The organism is Kutzneria sp. CA-103260 (assembly GCF_018263855.1).
Taxonomy (GTDB): Bacteria; Actinomycetota; Actinomycetes; order Mycobacteriales; family Pseudonocardiaceae; genus Kutzneria.
Map to the genome: position 1 here is coordinate 9,361,553 of NZ_CP073318.1, position 15,024 is coordinate 9,376,576.

Genomic DNA, 15,024 nt, shown 5'->3' on the forward strand with positions numbered 1-15,024 from the left:
TGCCGCAAGGGCAAGCAGGCACTAGGAGGGTGTAGTCCGGTGATGTGGGTGTTCGGGCAGGTGTGGTTGCTCTGCCTGCTTGCGTTCGTGATCGGCGCGGTGCTGGACCAGTTGCTGTTCACACGACCGCTACGCAAGCAGGTCCGGCAGCTCGAGATCCAACTCGCCAAGGCCAAGCGGGCCGACGCCCTACCGCCGCCGCCGGAGATCGACGTCGAGCGGACCGGCATCGTGGACGGGCACCCGCCGACGTCGAGCCCGGGCTGGGACCCGGACCGGCTGCCCTCCTGGGAACGTGATCAGGAGCACGATCCGGTCGCGGAGGCGCCGCGCACGCTGATCGCCCTGACGCCCGAGCACGACCTCGGCTACGACCGCCCTGAGCCGCGTTACGACGCCGAGCCGGTCATCGACCAGCCCTATGCGCCCGCTGAGCACGACTATCAGGCCGAGCACGACGCCGAGCCGGCGCCGGAGCCCACCCAGGTCGTCGAGCCGGAGCCGGTCGCCGAAGAAGAGCCCGAGCCCTCGGTGCCCGCGACGGCCCAGGTCCAGGCCCCTGAGCCGCCGCAGCCGCCGGCTGACGACCGGCCGACCCAGGTGCAGGCGCCGATCCCGGCCGCGCCGCCGATCCGCAACCCGAGCCCGGCCGAGATGACGGCCGTGATCAACCGGATCGCCGGCGAGGCCAACGCGACCGAGACCACCAGCGTCCTGCCGGCCGCCATCGACGACCACGAGGACATGGAGCTGGCCGACCACGGCCCGGCCAGCTCCCAGCACGGCCAGTTGGCGCACGTCCCGGCCGACGACCTGGAGGACGAGAACTTCGTCGACGACGTCGTCGAGGAGGAGCTGACCGCGTCCGAGCGCGAGGCCGCGGCCGAGACCACCGGCCCGGTCGCGGTGTCGGTGATCGCCGCGGCTGAGAAGGTCGTGCAGGAGCGCCGCCTGGCCGGCGCGCTGGCCCAGGACGAGGAGTCGGAGCCGCCGTCCCGGCACAGCCGGGTCGAGGAGGAGCCGGTCCGCCACGACTCCGTCCGGCACGGCCTGGTCGAGGAGCAGCCCGCCGATCCGGAGCCCGCGGACCACTCGTACGCCGAGTCCGCTGCCCAGTCCTTCGCGCCGCCCGCACGTGAGTCGGAGCCGCCCGCACACGAGCCGCAAGCGTTTGCCGAAGAGTCGCTGCCGGCGGACCACGCCTTCACCCCGGAGCCGCAGCCGTTCGAGCCGATCCAGGCCTTCGAGCAGCCGGCCCCCGAACCGGAGCCGGGCCAGGTGCAGCTGGAGGAGCTGTCCCAGCCGATCCGGCTGGACCCGAACCAGTTCGGCAAGCCGATCCCGCCGGGCGCCCTCACCCCGCCCGGCAGCGTGACCCCGCCGGAGCCGGCCGAGTCCGCGTCGCCGCTGCCCACCCGACCGCAGCCGGCACGGCCGGAGCCGGCCCCGATGGAGGCGGTGGCCCGTTCCCGCTCCCTGTTCGAGCCGGTGCTGGACCCCGACGGCGAGGACCCGTACGAGGACCTGGACGGCTTCCAGCCGATCCAGGAGCCGACGACCCGGTCGTTCTCGTCCACCGACTCGGTGCCGTTCACCCCGATCCTGGCCCCGGAGCTGTTGGCCAACGAGCAGCCGCAGCCCCCGGTGTCCACCCCGGCCGGCCTGCCCAAGCGCACCGTGAGCAACTCGTGGCCGCGCGGCGGCAACGGCCTCGGCGCCGGCCCGCAGCCGTTCGACCCGGCCCCGTTCCGGCCGCGCCAGGCGTTCAGCCCGATGCCGCGCAACACCGACGCGGCGCCGATCCGCCGGCCGTCCAGCGGCGGCCCGCGCACCCCGTTCGGCCCGGGTTCGGCCCTGCCCAAGCCGGACGGCTCGGCCCCGTCGGACGACTACCAGGTCAAGGCCATGATCGGCTCCCGGACCTATCACCCGGCCGGCAGCGGCGGCTTCGACGCGGTGCGGGCCGAGGTCTGGTTCCGCAACTCCGAGGAGGCCGAGCGGGCCGGTTTCAGCCCCGCCGACTAGCACCGCACAAAACGGCCCCCGGCGATCTCGCCGGGGGCCGTTTTGTGTCGTGCGTCGGTCAGTCGGCCGCGACGGTCCAGGTGTCCTTGCCGCGCAGCAGCGCGCCCAGGTCCGCCTGCTTCGCCGCCTTGGCCTGCTCGACCTGGTGCCGGGCCAGGTCGTCGTAGGTGGCTCGCTGCACGTTGCGGAACACGCCGGTGACGGTGTGGTCCAGGTTGTGGTGGCCCAGCCGGGACAGCGCGAACGCGTAGGACGGGTCCTCGATGGTGGCGTCGTGCACGACGAGGTTGTCCTCGCCGACCTCGGCCACCTCGACGATCTTCAGCGAGCCGGTCTTCGGGTCGCGGGCCACGCCGTGCTGGCCCTCGGAACCGAACCGGATCGGCTCGCCGTGCTTGAGCGGCACCAGGCGCTCCTCGCGCTCGCCGGCCTCCTTGAGCACGTCGAACGCGCCGTCGTTGAAGATCGGGCAGTTCTGGTAGATCTCCACCAGCGCCGACCCGCGGTGCTCGGCCGCGGCCCGCAGGACCTCGGTGAGCTGCTTGCGGTCGGAGTCCAGCGCCCGGCCCACGAACGACGCCTCCGCGCCCAAGGCCAGCGACACCGGGTTGAAGGGATGGTCCAGCGAGCCCATCGGCGTGGACTTGGTGACCTTGCCCTCTTCGGACGTGGGCGAGTACTGCCCCTTGGTCAGACCGTAGATCCGGTTGTTGAACAGCAGGATCTTCAGGTTGACGTTGCGGCGCAGCGCGTGGATGAGGTGGTTGCCGCCGATCGACAGCGCGTCGCCGTCGCCGGTGACCACCCAGACCGACAGGTCCTCACGGGAGGTGGCCAGGCCGGTCGCGATGGCCGGCGCACGCCCGTGGATGGAGTGCATGCCGTAGGTGTTCATGTAGTACGGGAAGCGGCTGGAGCAGCCGATGCCCGAGACGAACACGATGTTCTCGCGCTTGAGGCCCAGATCGGGCAGGAAGGACTGGACCGCGGCGAGCACGGCGTAGTCGCCGCAGCCCGGGCACCAGCGGACTTCCTGGTCGGTCTTGTACTCCTTGGCGGACTGCTTGCCGTCAAAGGTCGGCACCCCAGCCAGACCACCCAGCTGCGGCAGCCCGAGGTCGATGGCCGTCACGCGTCCACCTCGCTTCGCTCGGCGGCCGCGCGCCCGCCAAGCCGTGCTGTGTTGAATGGTGAACTCGCGAGCTCGTTCACGCGTCCAGTCCCTTCACGAAGTCGATCAGCACGTCCTGCAGCTCCTCGGCCTTGAACGGCAGGCCGGCGACCTTGGTGTAGGAGATGGCGTCCACCAGGTACTTGGCCCGCACCAGCATCGCCAGCTGGCCCAGGTTCATCTCCGGGATCACGACCTTGTCGTAGCGCCCCAGCACCTCGCCCAGGTTCTTGGGGAACGGGTTGAGGTTGCGCAGGTGCACGTGGGCGATGTCCATGCCCAGCCGGCGCACGCGGCGGCAGGCCGCGCCGATCGGGCCGTAGGAGGAGCCCCAGCCCAGCACCAGCACGCGGGCGTTGCCCGAGGGGTCGTCGATCTCGGCGTCCGGCACGGCGATGCCGTCGATCTTGGCCTGGCGGACCCGGACCATCTTGTCGTGGTTGTCCGGGTCGTAGGAGATGTTGCCGGTCTTGTCGGCCTTCTCCAGACCGCCGATCCGGTGCTCCAGCCCCGGCGTGCCCGGCACCGCCCACGGCCGCGCGAGGGTCTCCGGGTCCCGCAGGTACGGCCAGAACTCCCCGGACCCATCAGTCGCGTTGGGCTCGGTCGCGAACTGCACGGACAGGTCCGGCAGGTCCTCGACGTTCGGGATCATCCACGGCTCGGAGCCGTTGGCGATGTAGCCGTCCGACAGCAGCAGCACCGGCGTGCGATAGGTCAACGCGATGCGGGTGGCTTCCAGGGCGGCGTCGAAGCAGTCCGCCGGGGAGCGCGGGGCGATGATCGGGACCGGGGCTTCGCCGTTGCGGCCGAACATGGCCTGCAGCAGGTCGGCCTGCTCGGTCTTGGTCGGCAGACCGGTCGACGGGCCGCCGCGCTGGATGTCCAGCACCACCAGCGGCATCTCGGTCATCACCGCCAGGCCGATGGTCTCGGACTTCAGGGCGATGCCGGGCCCGGAGGTGGAGGTCACGCCGAGCGCGCCACCGAAGGCGGCTCCGAGGGCGGCGCCGATGCCGGCGATCTCGTCCTCGGCCTGGAACGTGGTCACGCCGAAGTTCTTGTGCTTGGCGAGCTCGTGCAGCACGTCGGAGGCGGGCGTGATCGGGTAGGTGCCGAGGAACACCGGCAGCTTGGCGCACTGCCCGGCCGCGACGATGCCGTACGCCAGCGCGGTGTTGCCGGTGATCTGCCGGTAGGTGCCGGTCGCCAGCTTGGCCGGGGCGACCTCGTAGGTGACGGCGAAGGACTCGGTGGTCTCGCCGTAGTTCCAGCCGGTGTGGAAGGCCAGGATGTTGGCCTCGGCGATGGCCGGGTTCTTGGCGAACTTCTCGCGCAGGAAGCGTTCGGTGCCGGCGGTCTCGCGGTGGTACATCCACGACAGCAAACCGAGCGCGAACATGTTCTTCGCCCGCTCGGCGTCCTTCTTGGACAGGCCGGTGGGCTCCAGGGCGGCGCGGGTGATGCTGGCCATCGCGACCTGGTGCACCTGGTACTGCGCGAGCGACTCGTCCTCCAGCGGGTTGGAGGCGTAGCCGACCTTGGTCAGGTTGCGCTTGGTGAACTCGTCGGTGTTGAGGATCAGGGTGCCGCCGGCGGGCAGGTCGGCGATGTTGGCCTTGAGCGCGGCGGGGTTCATCGCGACCAGGACGTCGGGGCGGTCGCCGGGGGTGAGGATGTCGTAGTCCGCGAAGTGCAGCTGGAAGCTGGACACGCCCGGCAGGGTGCCCTGTGGCGCCCGGATCTCGGCGGGGAAGTTCGGCAGCGTCGCGAGGTCGTTGCCGAAGGCCGCGGCCTCCGAGGTGAACCGGTCACCGGTGAGCTGCATGCCGTCACCGGAGTCACCGGCGAAACGGATCACAACTCGATCAACCTTGCGGACGTCCGTGGTGCGCGTCCCCCTACCCACGTCAATACTCATGGGCTCGACAGTGCCTTTCTCCTCGGCCACGTCACGCCTCGACCGGCTGGCGACGCCGGCCCGGCGCTATCTCACGAGCGTAGTCGTCGGGCAACCGGTGCAGTCCCAGTTCTTGGTGATCCCTGTTCACCGTCGGCTCGGCGCGGCGCTCCCACCTGCTGTTAACGGTACTTACCGGCAGTAAGATGAAACGCGGATGTGCGGTGCACGTCACAGTAATGTGCGTCGCTGTCCGATATGTGGGACAGGCCCTCAATTGCCGCTGATGCGCCGGCGCAGCGCGGCCAGCCGCTCCGCGAACGCCGGCGAGTCCATCGAGGCCAGCTGCGGGACGATCTCCAACTCCACTGCGTCGGCATGGGCGGTCGTCGTCGCCGTCGCCCGCATGGTGCGCTTGGTCGCGACCACCAGCTCCCGCGGCGCCTGCGCCGCCTGGCCCGCCACCTGCACCGCCCGCTCGACCACGTCGTCGACGACGTCGAGCACCAGTCCCGCCGCCAGGGCCGCCTTCGCGTCGTACACCTGGCTGAACAGCGTCATCGCCGCCGCCTGCTGCGGGCCGACGATCCGTTGCAGCATCCACGTCATGCCGCCGCCCGGATGGATGCCCAGCTGCAGGAACCGGGCGTCGAACCGCGCGCTGTCGCCGGCGAGCCGCACGTCACAGGCCAGCGCCAGGTTCAGGCCCGCCCCGACCGCCGCCCCGTTGACCGCAGCCACCGTCGGCAGCGAGCAGTTCGCCACCGCCAGAAAGCCCGCGTAGATGTCGCGCAGACCCTTCTCGCGGGCCTCGCCCAGCGCCGTCAGGTCCGCGCCCGCGCAGAACGCCGGCGGCGTCCCGGTCACGACGACCGCGCCGACCTGCTTGTCCGCCTCGCACGCCCGGACCGCCTCGGCCAGCTCGGCGGCCAGGGTCAGGTTCAGGGCGTTGCGGCGGTCCGGGTCGTGGACCGTCAGCACCGCGACCCGGTCACGGCGGTCGACAAGGATCTGGCTCATGGCCGAAGGCTAGTGCTCCGGTGTCGGAGGACGATCCAGAAGCGTTGAAAGCACCACCGTGGAGATGGTCCGGTCGATGATGTCCAGGCCGCGCAGCCGCTCCAGGACCGTCTCCAGGTGGTGGATGTTCGCCGCCCGCAGGTGCACGATCGCGTCCGCCGCGCCCGAGACCGTGTAGGCCGCCACCACCTCCGGCAGCGGCTCCAGCCGGCCGCGGATCTCCGACGGCGTGATGTTGCCCGCGCAGTGCACCTCCACGAAGGCCTCCGTGCCCCAGCCGAGGGCCTCCGGGTCCACCACCGCCGTGAAGCCGCGCAGGACACCCGAGTCCAGCAGCCGGTCCACCCGCCGCTTCACCGCCGGGGCGCTCAGGCCGACCGTGTTGCCGATCTCCGCGTAGCTCGACCGGGCATCGGTCACCAGGCACGAAACGATTCGCTGGTCGATGGCGTCCATGCGCAACATTCTGCACCAACAGACGCAATGCAGCGGCGTTGATCGATGGTCCCCCCACCACTTACATTTCGATCCATGTCCGCCACGCTCGACGCGCCGCTCCCGTCTTCGGAGCAGATCGCCCAGGTCCGGGTGCCCACGACGCGCCGCTACCTGATGTGCCCGCCGGAGTACTTCACCGTCGAGTACTCGATCAATCCGTGGATGGATCCCGAGCGTCCCGTGGACACATCCCTCGCCGTCGAGCAGTGGACCGCCCTCAAGGACGTCTACGAGGGCCTCGGGCACAAGGTCGAACTCATCGAGCCCGAGCCCGGACTGCCCGACATGGTGTTCGCCGCCAACTCCGGCACCGTCATCGACGGCGTCGTGCTCGGCTCCCGCTTCCGGGCCGAGCAGCGGGCCGCCGAGGCCGACCACTTCCGCCGCTGGTTCCTGCGCAACGGCTACCGCGACGTCGTCATGCCCACCTGCGTCAACGAGGCCGAGGGCGACTTCGCCTGGACCGGCACCGTGCTGCTGGCCGGCACCGGCTTCCGCACCGACCCCGGCGCCCACGCCGAAGCCCAGGAAGTCCTCGGCGTCCCCTTCGTCTCCCTGCGCCTCGTCGACCCTCGCTACTACCACCTCGACACCGCGCTCTTCGTCCTCGACGACCGCTCTGCCCGGCCCGAGATCTGCTACTACCCCGAGGCCTTCTCGCCCGGCTCCCAGCGCGTCCTGCGTCGCCTCTTCCCCGACGCCGTCATCGCCACCGCCACCGACGCCGAGTGCCTCGGCATCAACGCCGTCTCCGACGGCCACAACGTCGTGCTCCCCCGCGAGGCCACTGCCCTCGGCTCCCGCCTCGCCGCCCGCGGCTACCAGCCCGTCCACGTCGACATCTCCGAGCTCCGCAAGTCCGGCGGCGGCCCCAAGTGCTGCACCATGGAACTCCGCGACTGACAGCCCCGCCGGCGCCGGTGCTGCCCCGATCAGCTCCGGCGTCGGCGTTTCCACCCGTGGCAGGCTGTTCCCGTGGGGGACACCTTTCGCGACGCGATGCGTCTGATGCGCAAGCACAATCCGCAACTTCAGGAGGACGGCTTTCACTTGCTGCGCCCGCACGCGGCGGAGCACGTGGATGCGTTGGTCGCCGAGTTCCAGGCCGAGCGGGATGATCACGGCCTGCGGTGTTGGCTGCTGGAGTTGATTGGCGAGGCCCGGTCGGAGGCAGCTCGGCCGGTGCTGATGGAGCTGCTCACCGATGAGGACGAGGCATTCCGTGGCTGGGCTGAGCGCGGCCTGGAGTTGTTGGTTAGCAAGGAGTCACGGCGCTGACGGCAACCCGGGCGGTGGGTGGGGCGTCGGCCGGGCATGCGTAAGTGGCTGATCGTCGCCGCGGTGGTGGTGCTGGTCCTCGTCGGCAGCGGTGTCGGGCTGTATGTGCTGATGAACGCCCGGACTTTCCAGCTGTTCGGCGGCCTGACGTATCGGGTGGACACCGAGCAGAAGGTGGTGGCGCTGACCTTCGACGACGGACCGTCCGACAAGGCCCCGTCGATCGAGCAGGGGTTGGCCGACCTGAAGGCGCCGGCGACGTTCTTCCTCATCGGCTCGGAGATCGAGAAGCATCCCGGCGTGGCCGAGCAGTTGGTGGCGCAGGGACATCAGCTGGCCAACCACTCGTACACGCACAGCCGGATGGTGTTCGTCGGCGCGGACTTCGTGGCCGCGGAGATCGAGCGGACCGATGCCCTGATCCGCAAGGCGGGCTTTCCAGGCGACATCGTGTTCCGGCCGCCGTACAGCAAGAAGCTGTACCAGCTGCCGCGCTACTTGTCCGACCACGGCCGGAAGACGATCACGTGGGACGTGGAGCCGGACTCCGACTCCAGCGACCCGGCGTCGGACGACCCGAAGGCCATCGTGCGCACGACCCTGGACCAGGTGCGCCCAGGCTCGATCATCCTGCTGCACCCCTGGAACGCCGACCACGATGCCGACCTGGCGGCGCTGCCCGGCATCGTGGACGGCCTGCGCGCCAAGGGCTATCGCTTCGTCACGGTGAACGAGCTGCTGACCACGCACTGACCACAGTGGACGGCGCCGGGGCGCCGTCCACCGGTGGCGGTCAGGCGGTGACGGCGGCCTGCTCCACGACAGAGATCAGCTCGTCCACATCGGTTTCGGCGACGGCCAGGGCGGGCTCCAGCCGGCCGAGACCGGTGCACCAGTCCTGGTCGGCCAGGGCGAACGCGGACACCACCAGCGGTGCGGCGGCCCGGCCGGGACGCACCATGTCCTGGAACAGGTCCAGCTCCAGCCGGCCGCCGATGCGCCCGGGCCGCAGCCGCAGCGTCCCGTGTGGAACCTCGTCCTCGTGCGCCCAGCGGCACGCCCACTCGGTCCACACCACCGGCCGCTCGATCTCGTGGGTCGGCGACACGGCCTTCACATTGGCCCCGATGGAGGTGATCCGGTTGCTGTCGGCCGCGCCGACCAGCAGGTCCTCGAACTCCATGGAACCCATGCCGATGTCGTACCCGGCGACCAGGGCCACCTGCACCAGGGCGATCGGCACCTGCGGCAACGCGTCCTCGAAGCACGTCATCGCGCCGCCGTAGCGGGTGTTGATCTCGGTGGGCCGGAAGCCGTCCTCGGTGGCCACGCCGTCCAGGGTGAACGTGCCGCGGTAGCCGACGGTCGTGCGCAGCTGCTCGCCGACCCGACGGGCCAGGTTGCGCATCTCGTCGCGGATGTGCGCGGGCGGGTCGTAGAAGCTGGCGCACCCGGCGTACAGGAAACGGGCCGACTCGGTGCGGCGCGGCACCACCATCTCGATCGGACGCAGCACGGCGGTGCCGTCCGGGAAGACGATGCCGTGCACGGAAACCGGGATCCCCTCCAAAAACGGCATCACCCGGATGAAGTCGCACTTGGGCGCCAGGTGCCGGAACACCCGCCGGGCCTCGGATCGGGTCCGCACCCGACGCACGAAGTTGGCCCCGCCGTTGATCGCCGGCCCGTCGCCGGACCAGACCACGCCCCAGCCGCTGTCGAGCAGCGTGGACGACTCCCAGAGCGCGTCGAACGACTCGCCGTCGGCGTCGAACACGGCGGCCGGCGCGTGCGGCACCGACAGGTCCCGCCACAGCGAGTCGATCGTGGTCTTGTTCTCCAGCGCCACCCATTCGGGCTGCCGGCAGTTGAGCACGGGACGGCCGCCGACCTCGGGCAGCGTCATGTAGTGCGATCCGATCACCAGCGCGTCGCCGGCCGGGTCGAACTCGCGCAGCGCCCCGGCCAGCTCCGGGGCGGGACTACTCAGCGCTTCCTCAAGGCCCATCTGTTCCGTGGCGATCAGACCGCTGATGCCCAGCGGCAGCCAGGTGGCCACCTCCGAGTCGTACAGCGGCGCGGAATCATCGGTGCTGATCACGAGCGTGCGATCAGCACCGAGATGCTGCAGCTCCTGCACGCGCCTGGGCAGCCGGGTACCGCCGGCGAGGACGACTTTGCGGCCGCCGAACAGACCACGGAGGCGCTCGGAGAGCGCACGAAACTGATGATCCATAGTCATGGACTCACTTAGCTGAAGTGCCTTGAGGCCGGCGAGCGCCGGATGCTCCGAAGCATAGAGCCCGCCGCCGGGCGGCCAGAAGCACGGTCTGGCAACGGTATTGAGGCCTCAGTGCGAAATCAGGCGGTCCGCTCGGGCGGTCGGCATCAACATCACCATCCGGTTCACGCTGCCGTGCGCCTTGAGCCAGGTGCCGGGGTCGGCGAGCACCTCGTCGACCTCCTGGTCGCCCAGTTCGGGGGCGTCCTCCCAGATCGCGTTGCAGGGCTCCCTGATCTCCACGAGGTCCCGGTCGATCAGGTCGCGGACCACCTGACGGAACCGGGGGATCAGCTCCCTGATCGCCTCCTCGTCGGTGCCCGGGATCCAGACCGTGCCGCACCGCTCGGAGTGTCCGAGGAAATCGGAGATCACCCCGTTGAGGTAGGCCTCCTCAATTGTGTTGATCATGACCCAGTACTCTTCGGGCCCGAGTTCCTCCCAGAAGCTCACGCGCCCATCATCGCCGTCGGCACAAGCCCTGCCATTGGCACGTCTAGGCTTGCGCTTCGTGACCACGACGACGTCGACCGTTCGGCTGAACTGGGGCACCCGATACGAGGTGACGGTGCTCGACCTGGGCCTGGCCTGCTGTGGCGTCGAGGTGATGGCCGCGCTGCACGGTCGGGGCGAGGACGCCCCGGAACCGGTGTCTGACGGCGGTCCCGAGGTGGCGCACGTGCTCGTGGTTTCCGGAACCGTTACCGACGTGATGCTGCCGGCCGTGGTCGCGAGCTACGAGGCGATGCCGGAGCCGAAGTACGTGCTGTCGGTCGGCGCGTGCAGCAACACCGGCGGCCCGTACTGGGATTCCTACTGCGTCACCAAGGGAATCGACCAGATGCTGCCGGTCGACGTCGCCGTGCCGGGTTGCCCGCCGCGGCCCGAGGCGCTGCTGGACGGCATGCGCGCCCTGCACCGGATGGTGACCGCATGACCGCCGCATCCGGCGAACTCGCGGCACGAATGGCGAATGTGCTGTCGTCCGCGGCCACCAAGGCCGCCTTCGCGCAGTCCGTCGTCACGGTCCCGCTCGATGACTGGGTGAACGCCGCGCTGCTGGCGCGTGACGAACTCGGCTGCGCGCTGTTCGACTGGCTCGGCGCCGAGGACGCCGGCCGCCCGGGTTCGGTGGGCGAACGGCACACCGTGCTGCTGCACGTGGTCGATCCCGCGAACCACAACGGTCTCCTGCTGCGTACTGAGGTGGGCGCGGACGAGGAACTCCCGAGCATCGCGCACGTGTGGGCCGGCGCCGGCTGGCACGAACGCGAGGCGGCCGAGATGTTCGGTCTCACCCTCGCCGGCCCGCCACCCGCGCACCTGCTGCTGTCCGAGACGTTCACAGGGCACCCACTCCGCAAGGACTTCGTGCTGGCGTCCCGGGTGGTGCGCCCCTGGCCCGGCGCCCTGGAACCCGGCGAGTCCACCGCCGCTCCCAGCCGCCGCCGGCTGGCGCCGCCCGGCGTGCCCGACCCGTCCTGGGGCCCGCGCCGAGAGGAGGATCCGTCATGAGCCAGCCGCCCGAGCCGGACGGCGTTGCCCATCTCACGGCTGAGCCAGACGGTCTGTCCCGTGCCGCGGCAGAGCCGAGTCGCCCCTCCGGGCCAGATCGCGTTTCCAGCCCGCCGATCGAGCTGGATCACCTCTCCTCTTCGGCGGACGCCGAGCAGTTGCCGCCCCGCACCCGCGGTGTGATCGCGCTGCTGGAGGCCAACTGCACGGTGTGCATGATCTGCGCACGTGAGTGTCCCGACTGGTGCATCCACATCGACTCGCACACCGAGACCGTGCGACCGGAGGGGGCGGCCCGGCCCCGGCAGCAGAACGTGCTGGACCGGTTCGCCATCGACTACGGCCAGTGCCTCTACTGCGGCATCTGCGTCGAGGTCTGCCCGTTCGACGCGCTGCACTGGGCGCCCGAGCACGACTACCCCGGCACCGGCGAGCACGCCGTCGCGGAACTCGTGCACGAGCGGGCCGACCTGGGCAAATGGGTCTCCCAGGTGCCGCCGCCCCCACCGCTGGACGCGGCCGCCGACGCCGCGCCCGAGGCCGCGCCGGGCCGCCCGGCGCGCGGCGCTCCCGGAACTGGGACCAGGCCGGGAACGTTGTCAGGAAGGACGCGACGACCCGGAGGCTGAGCAAGGTGCACAAGCACGTCAACGGGTTGAAGACGGCGCTGCTGCTCGGCGCGCTCAGCGGCCTGATCCTGCTGATCGGCCAGTTCTTCGGCCGACTGGGACTGCTGATCGGGTTGGTGGTGGCCCTCGGCATGAACGCCTACGCCTACTTCAACTCCGACAAGCTGGCGCTGCGCGCCATGCACGCGCGCCCGGTGTCGCAGGTCGAGCAGCCCGCGATGTACCGGATCGTGCGTGAGCTGGCCACGTCGGCCCGGCAGCCGATGCCGCGGCTGTACATCAGCCCCACCCTGGCCCCCAACGCGTTCGCCACCGGCCGTAACCCGGCCAACGCCGCCGTGTGCTGCACCACCGGCATCTTGGAGCTGCTCGACGAGCGTGAGCTGCGAGCCGTCCTCGGGCACGAGCTGTCCCACGTCTACAACCGCGACATCCTCATCTCCTGCGTGGCCGGTGCCTTGGCCAGCGTGGTGACCGTGCTGGCCAACCTGGCCATGTTCGCCGGCATCTTCGGCGGCGACGACGATGACCGGCCCAACCCCGTCGCGCTGCTCCTGATCGCCCTCGTCGCGCCGCTGGCCGCCGCCATCGTGCAGATGTCGGTCAGCCGCTCCCGCGAGTTCCAGGCCGACCAGTCCGGCGCCGAGCTCACCGGCGACCCCCTCGGCCTGGCCGCCGCGCTGCGCAAGCTGGAACACGGCACCCAGGCCGCACCCCTGCCCCCCGAGCCGGCGCTGGTGTCGCAGTCGCACCTGATGATCGCCAGCCCCTTCCGGGCCGGCGAGGCCGGCGCCCGGCTGTTCTCCACCCACCCGCCGATCCAGGAACGGATTCGCCGGCTGGAGGAAATGGCCCGCGGCGGCCACTACTGAGTCTTCGCCGCGCGTGCCGCGCGGGGCGGGTTCGCTCGTGACCGGTCTCTTCGCCTTGGCCGGGAAAATCGCTGAACAGATGCGATTTCCCGGCCCGCGGCTCCAGAGACCGGCGCGAACCCGCGGGATCAGCCCGCTGGGGTGGCGCCCGCCGAGACCGCGACGTCCATCACGTACTGGCCGTAGCCGGACTTCGCCAGCTTCTGGCCCAGCGCGTAGCAGGAGTCGGCGTCGATGTAGCCCATGCGCAGCGCGATCTCTTCCAGACAGGCGATCCGCACGCCCTGCCGGTGCTCCAGCACCTGCACGAACTGACCGGCCTCCAGCAGCGAGTCGTGGGTGCCGGTGTCCAGCCACGCGAAGCCGCGGCCCAGGTCCACCAGGCGAGCCTTCTCCTGCTCCAGGTAGATCCGGTTGACGTCGGTGATCTCCAGCTCGCCGCGCGGCGACGGCTTCAGGTTCTTGGAGATGTCCACCACATCGTTGTCGTAGAAGTACAGGCCGGTGATCGCCTTGTTGGAGCGGGGCTTGGCCGGCTTCTCCTCGATCGACACCAGCTTGCCGGTGGCGTCCACCTCGCCGACGCCGTAGCGCTCCGGGTCCCGCACCGGGTAGCCGAACAGCACGCAGCCGTCGATGCCCACGGCGTGCTTCTGCAGCATCGAGGCGAAGCCCTGGCCGTAGAAGATGTTGTCGCCCAGCACCAGCGCCACGCTGTCGTCGCCGACGAACTTCTCGCCGATGACAAACGCCTCGGCCAGCCCGTTCGGCTGCGGCTGCTCCGCGTAGCTCAGCGACAGCCCGAACTGGCTGCCGTCACCGAGCAGCCGGCGGAAGTTCGGCAGGTCCGTGGGCGTGGAGATGATCAGCACCTCGCGAATGCCGGCCAGCATCAGCACCGACAGCGGGTAGAAGATCATCGGCTTGTCGTAGACCGGCAGCAGCTGCTTGGACACCGCCTGCGTGATCGGATGCAGCCGGGTGCCGCTGCCCCCGGCCAGCACGATTCCCTTCATGGCCCGTTCTCCCTACCGGTAGTTCGTGAACTGGAGCGCGATCTCGAAGTCCTTGGACTTCAACAGCGCGATCACCGTCTGCAGGTCGTCCTTCTTCTTGGCCGACACCCGCAGCTGGTCGCCCTGGATCTGCGCCTGCACGCCCTTCGGGCCCTCGTCGCGGATCGCCTTGGATATCTTCTTCGCCTTGTCCGACTCGATCCCCTGCACCAGCTTGCCCGTGACCTTGTAGATCTTGCCGGACACCGCGGGCTCGCCCACCTCGAACGCCTTCAGCGAGATGTTGCGCTTGATCAGCTTCTCCTTGAAGACCTCGACCGCCGCCGTGCAGCGCTCCTCGGTCTCCGCCTGGATCGTGATCGCCTCCTCGCCCGCCCAGGCCACCGACGCCCCTGTGCCCCGGAAGTCGAAGCGGGTCGACAGCTCCTTGCCGGCCTGGTTCACCGCGTTGTCGACCTCCTGCCGGTCGACCTTGCTCACCACGTCGAACGACGGGTCCGCCACGAGTCCTGCACCTCCGCACACCGGTCTGGTAGACCCACGGAGGCTACCCGTAGGGATACCCGTTGGAGACCGCCCCCACGGGTTATGTATAGTTCAGCCATCGGACGCCACCACGGGTCCGTGAAGCCGAGCCAGGTTGCCCGAGCGGCCAAAGGGAGCTGACTGTAAATCAGCCGCGAAAGCTTCGGAGGTTCAAATCCTTCACCTGGCACGTGCACTGAGAACGGCCCGGTGACCTGCGACAACAGGTCACCGGGCCGTTCTCTTACTGTCCGGCCGTGTCCGCCGGAGTCCGGCCGTCTACGGCTGGTTCTG

General features: G+C 70.1%; 16 protein-coding genes and 1 tRNA gene. 9 read left to right on the forward strand and 8 right to left on the reverse strand.

All coding sequences use genetic code 11. The features are described from left to right. The first annotated feature begins 42 nt into the window (after positions 1-42). A complete protein-coding gene (locus JJ691_RS41630; RefSeq protein WP_442912805.1) occupies positions 43-2,025 on the forward strand; it encodes a sunset domain-containing protein in 1,983 nt (660 codons plus the stop codon). 58 nt (positions 2,026-2,083) lie between these two features. On the opposite strand, the gene JJ691_RS41635 is transcribed toward JJ691_RS41630, so the two are convergent. From JJ691_RS41635 to JJ691_RS41650, 4 genes are all read right to left on the reverse strand, one after another. Continuing rightward, on the reverse strand, positions 2,084-3,157 hold the full coding sequence (locus JJ691_RS41635; protein WP_211764950.1) for a 2-oxoacid:ferredoxin oxidoreductase subunit beta: 1,074 nt from the start codon (positions 3,155-3,157) through the stop codon (positions 2,084-2,086). 76 nt (positions 3,158-3,233) lie between these two features. Continuing rightward, the gene (locus JJ691_RS41640) at positions 3,234-5,117 is read right to left on the reverse strand and encodes a 2-oxoacid:acceptor oxidoreductase subunit alpha (protein WP_211764951.1); all 1,884 of its coding nucleotides are present in this window, start codon (positions 5,115-5,117) and stop codon (positions 3,234-3,236) included. Between the two features lie 252 nt (positions 5,118-5,369). Then, positions 5,370-6,116, reverse strand: coding sequence for an enoyl-CoA hydratase (locus JJ691_RS41645; protein ID WP_211764952.1), 747 nt, complete (start codon positions 6,114-6,116; stop codon positions 5,370-5,372). 9 nt (positions 6,117-6,125) lie between these two features. Continuing rightward, on the reverse strand, positions 6,126-6,572 hold the full coding sequence (locus JJ691_RS41650) for an Lrp/AsnC family transcriptional regulator (RefSeq protein WP_211764953.1): 447 nt from the start codon (positions 6,570-6,572) through the stop codon (positions 6,126-6,128). A 75-nt stretch (positions 6,573-6,647) separates the two neighbouring features. Between JJ691_RS41650 and ddaH the strand changes: the two genes are divergently transcribed. The 3 genes from ddaH (at position 6,648) to JJ691_RS41665 (ending at position 8,645) form a co-directional block, all read left to right on the forward strand. Beyond that, positions 6,648-7,517: a dimethylargininase gene (gene ddaH, locus JJ691_RS41655; RefSeq protein WP_211764954.1), complete on the forward strand. Its 870-nt coding sequence runs from the start codon at positions 6,648-6,650 to the stop codon at positions 7,515-7,517. 72 nt (positions 7,518-7,589) lie between these two features. Further along, positions 7,590-7,892: a HEAT repeat domain-containing protein gene (locus JJ691_RS41660; protein WP_211764955.1), complete on the forward strand. Its 303-nt coding sequence runs from the start codon at positions 7,590-7,592 to the stop codon at positions 7,890-7,892. Positions 7,893-7,928: 36 nt separating this feature from the next. Further along, positions 7,929-8,645 carry a polysaccharide deacetylase family protein gene (locus tag JJ691_RS41665; protein WP_211764956.1) on the forward strand — a complete coding sequence of 239 codons (717 nt, stop codon included), beginning with the start codon at positions 7,929-7,931 and terminating at the stop codon, positions 8,643-8,645. A gap of 40 nt (positions 8,646-8,685) precedes the next feature. Here the strand turns inward: JJ691_RS41665 and JJ691_RS41670 are convergent, their stop codons facing one another. Together JJ691_RS41670 and JJ691_RS41675 are read right to left on the reverse strand one after the other, a co-directional pair. Continuing rightward, on the reverse strand, positions 8,686-10,134 hold the full coding sequence (locus JJ691_RS41670) for a hypothetical protein (protein ID WP_249227358.1): 1,449 nt from the start codon (positions 10,132-10,134) through the stop codon (positions 8,686-8,688). 108 nt (positions 10,135-10,242) lie between these two features. Further along, complete coding sequence (locus JJ691_RS41675; RefSeq protein WP_211772279.1) at positions 10,243-10,626, reverse strand: hypothetical protein; 384 nt, start codon at positions 10,624-10,626, stop codon at positions 10,243-10,245. A gap of 58 nt (positions 10,627-10,684) precedes the next feature. Between JJ691_RS41675 and JJ691_RS41680 the strand changes: the two genes are divergently transcribed. Genes JJ691_RS41680 through htpX form a run of 4 tightly spaced genes read left to right on the forward strand, consistent with a single transcriptional unit; the run spans position 10,685 to position 13,189 of the window. Further along, on the forward strand, positions 10,685-11,110 hold the full coding sequence (locus tag JJ691_RS41680) for an NADH-quinone oxidoreductase subunit B (protein WP_249227359.1): 426 nt from the start codon (positions 10,685-10,687) through the stop codon (positions 11,108-11,110). Then, positions 11,107-11,688: an NADH-quinone oxidoreductase subunit C gene (locus JJ691_RS41685; protein WP_249227360.1), complete on the forward strand. Its 582-nt coding sequence runs from the start codon at positions 11,107-11,109 to the stop codon at positions 11,686-11,688. The genes JJ691_RS41680 and JJ691_RS41685 overlap by 4 nt, the downstream gene beginning before the upstream one ends. Next, on the forward strand, positions 11,685-12,317 hold the full coding sequence (locus JJ691_RS41690) for a 4Fe-4S binding protein (protein WP_249227361.1): 633 nt from the start codon (positions 11,685-11,687) through the stop codon (positions 12,315-12,317). The genes JJ691_RS41685 and JJ691_RS41690 overlap by 4 nt, the downstream gene beginning before the upstream one ends. A gap of 5 nt (positions 12,318-12,322) precedes the next feature. Continuing rightward, a complete protein-coding gene (gene htpX, locus JJ691_RS41695; RefSeq protein ID WP_211764958.1) occupies positions 12,323-13,189 on the forward strand; it encodes a zinc metalloprotease HtpX in 867 nt (288 codons plus the stop codon). Positions 13,190-13,317: 128 nt separating this feature from the next. Here the strand turns inward: htpX and rfbA are convergent, their stop codons facing one another. Both rfbA and JJ691_RS41705 read right to left on the reverse strand, forming a co-directional pair. Then, positions 13,318-14,205, reverse strand: a complete 888-nt coding sequence (rfbA, locus tag JJ691_RS41700) for a glucose-1-phosphate thymidylyltransferase RfbA (protein WP_211764959.1) — start codon at positions 14,203-14,205, stop codon at positions 13,318-13,320. A 12-nt stretch (positions 14,206-14,217) separates the two neighbouring features. Beyond that, the gene (locus tag JJ691_RS41705) at positions 14,218-14,709 is read right to left on the reverse strand and encodes a YajQ family cyclic di-GMP-binding protein (protein WP_211764960.1); all 492 of its coding nucleotides are present in this window, start codon (positions 14,707-14,709) and stop codon (positions 14,218-14,220) included. 130 nt (positions 14,710-14,839) lie between these two features. On the opposite strand from JJ691_RS41705, the gene JJ691_RS41710 reads away from it, so the two are divergent. Beyond that, positions 14,840-14,920, forward strand: a tRNA-Tyr gene (locus tag JJ691_RS41710). Positions 14,921-15,024: the final 104 nt, after the last annotated feature.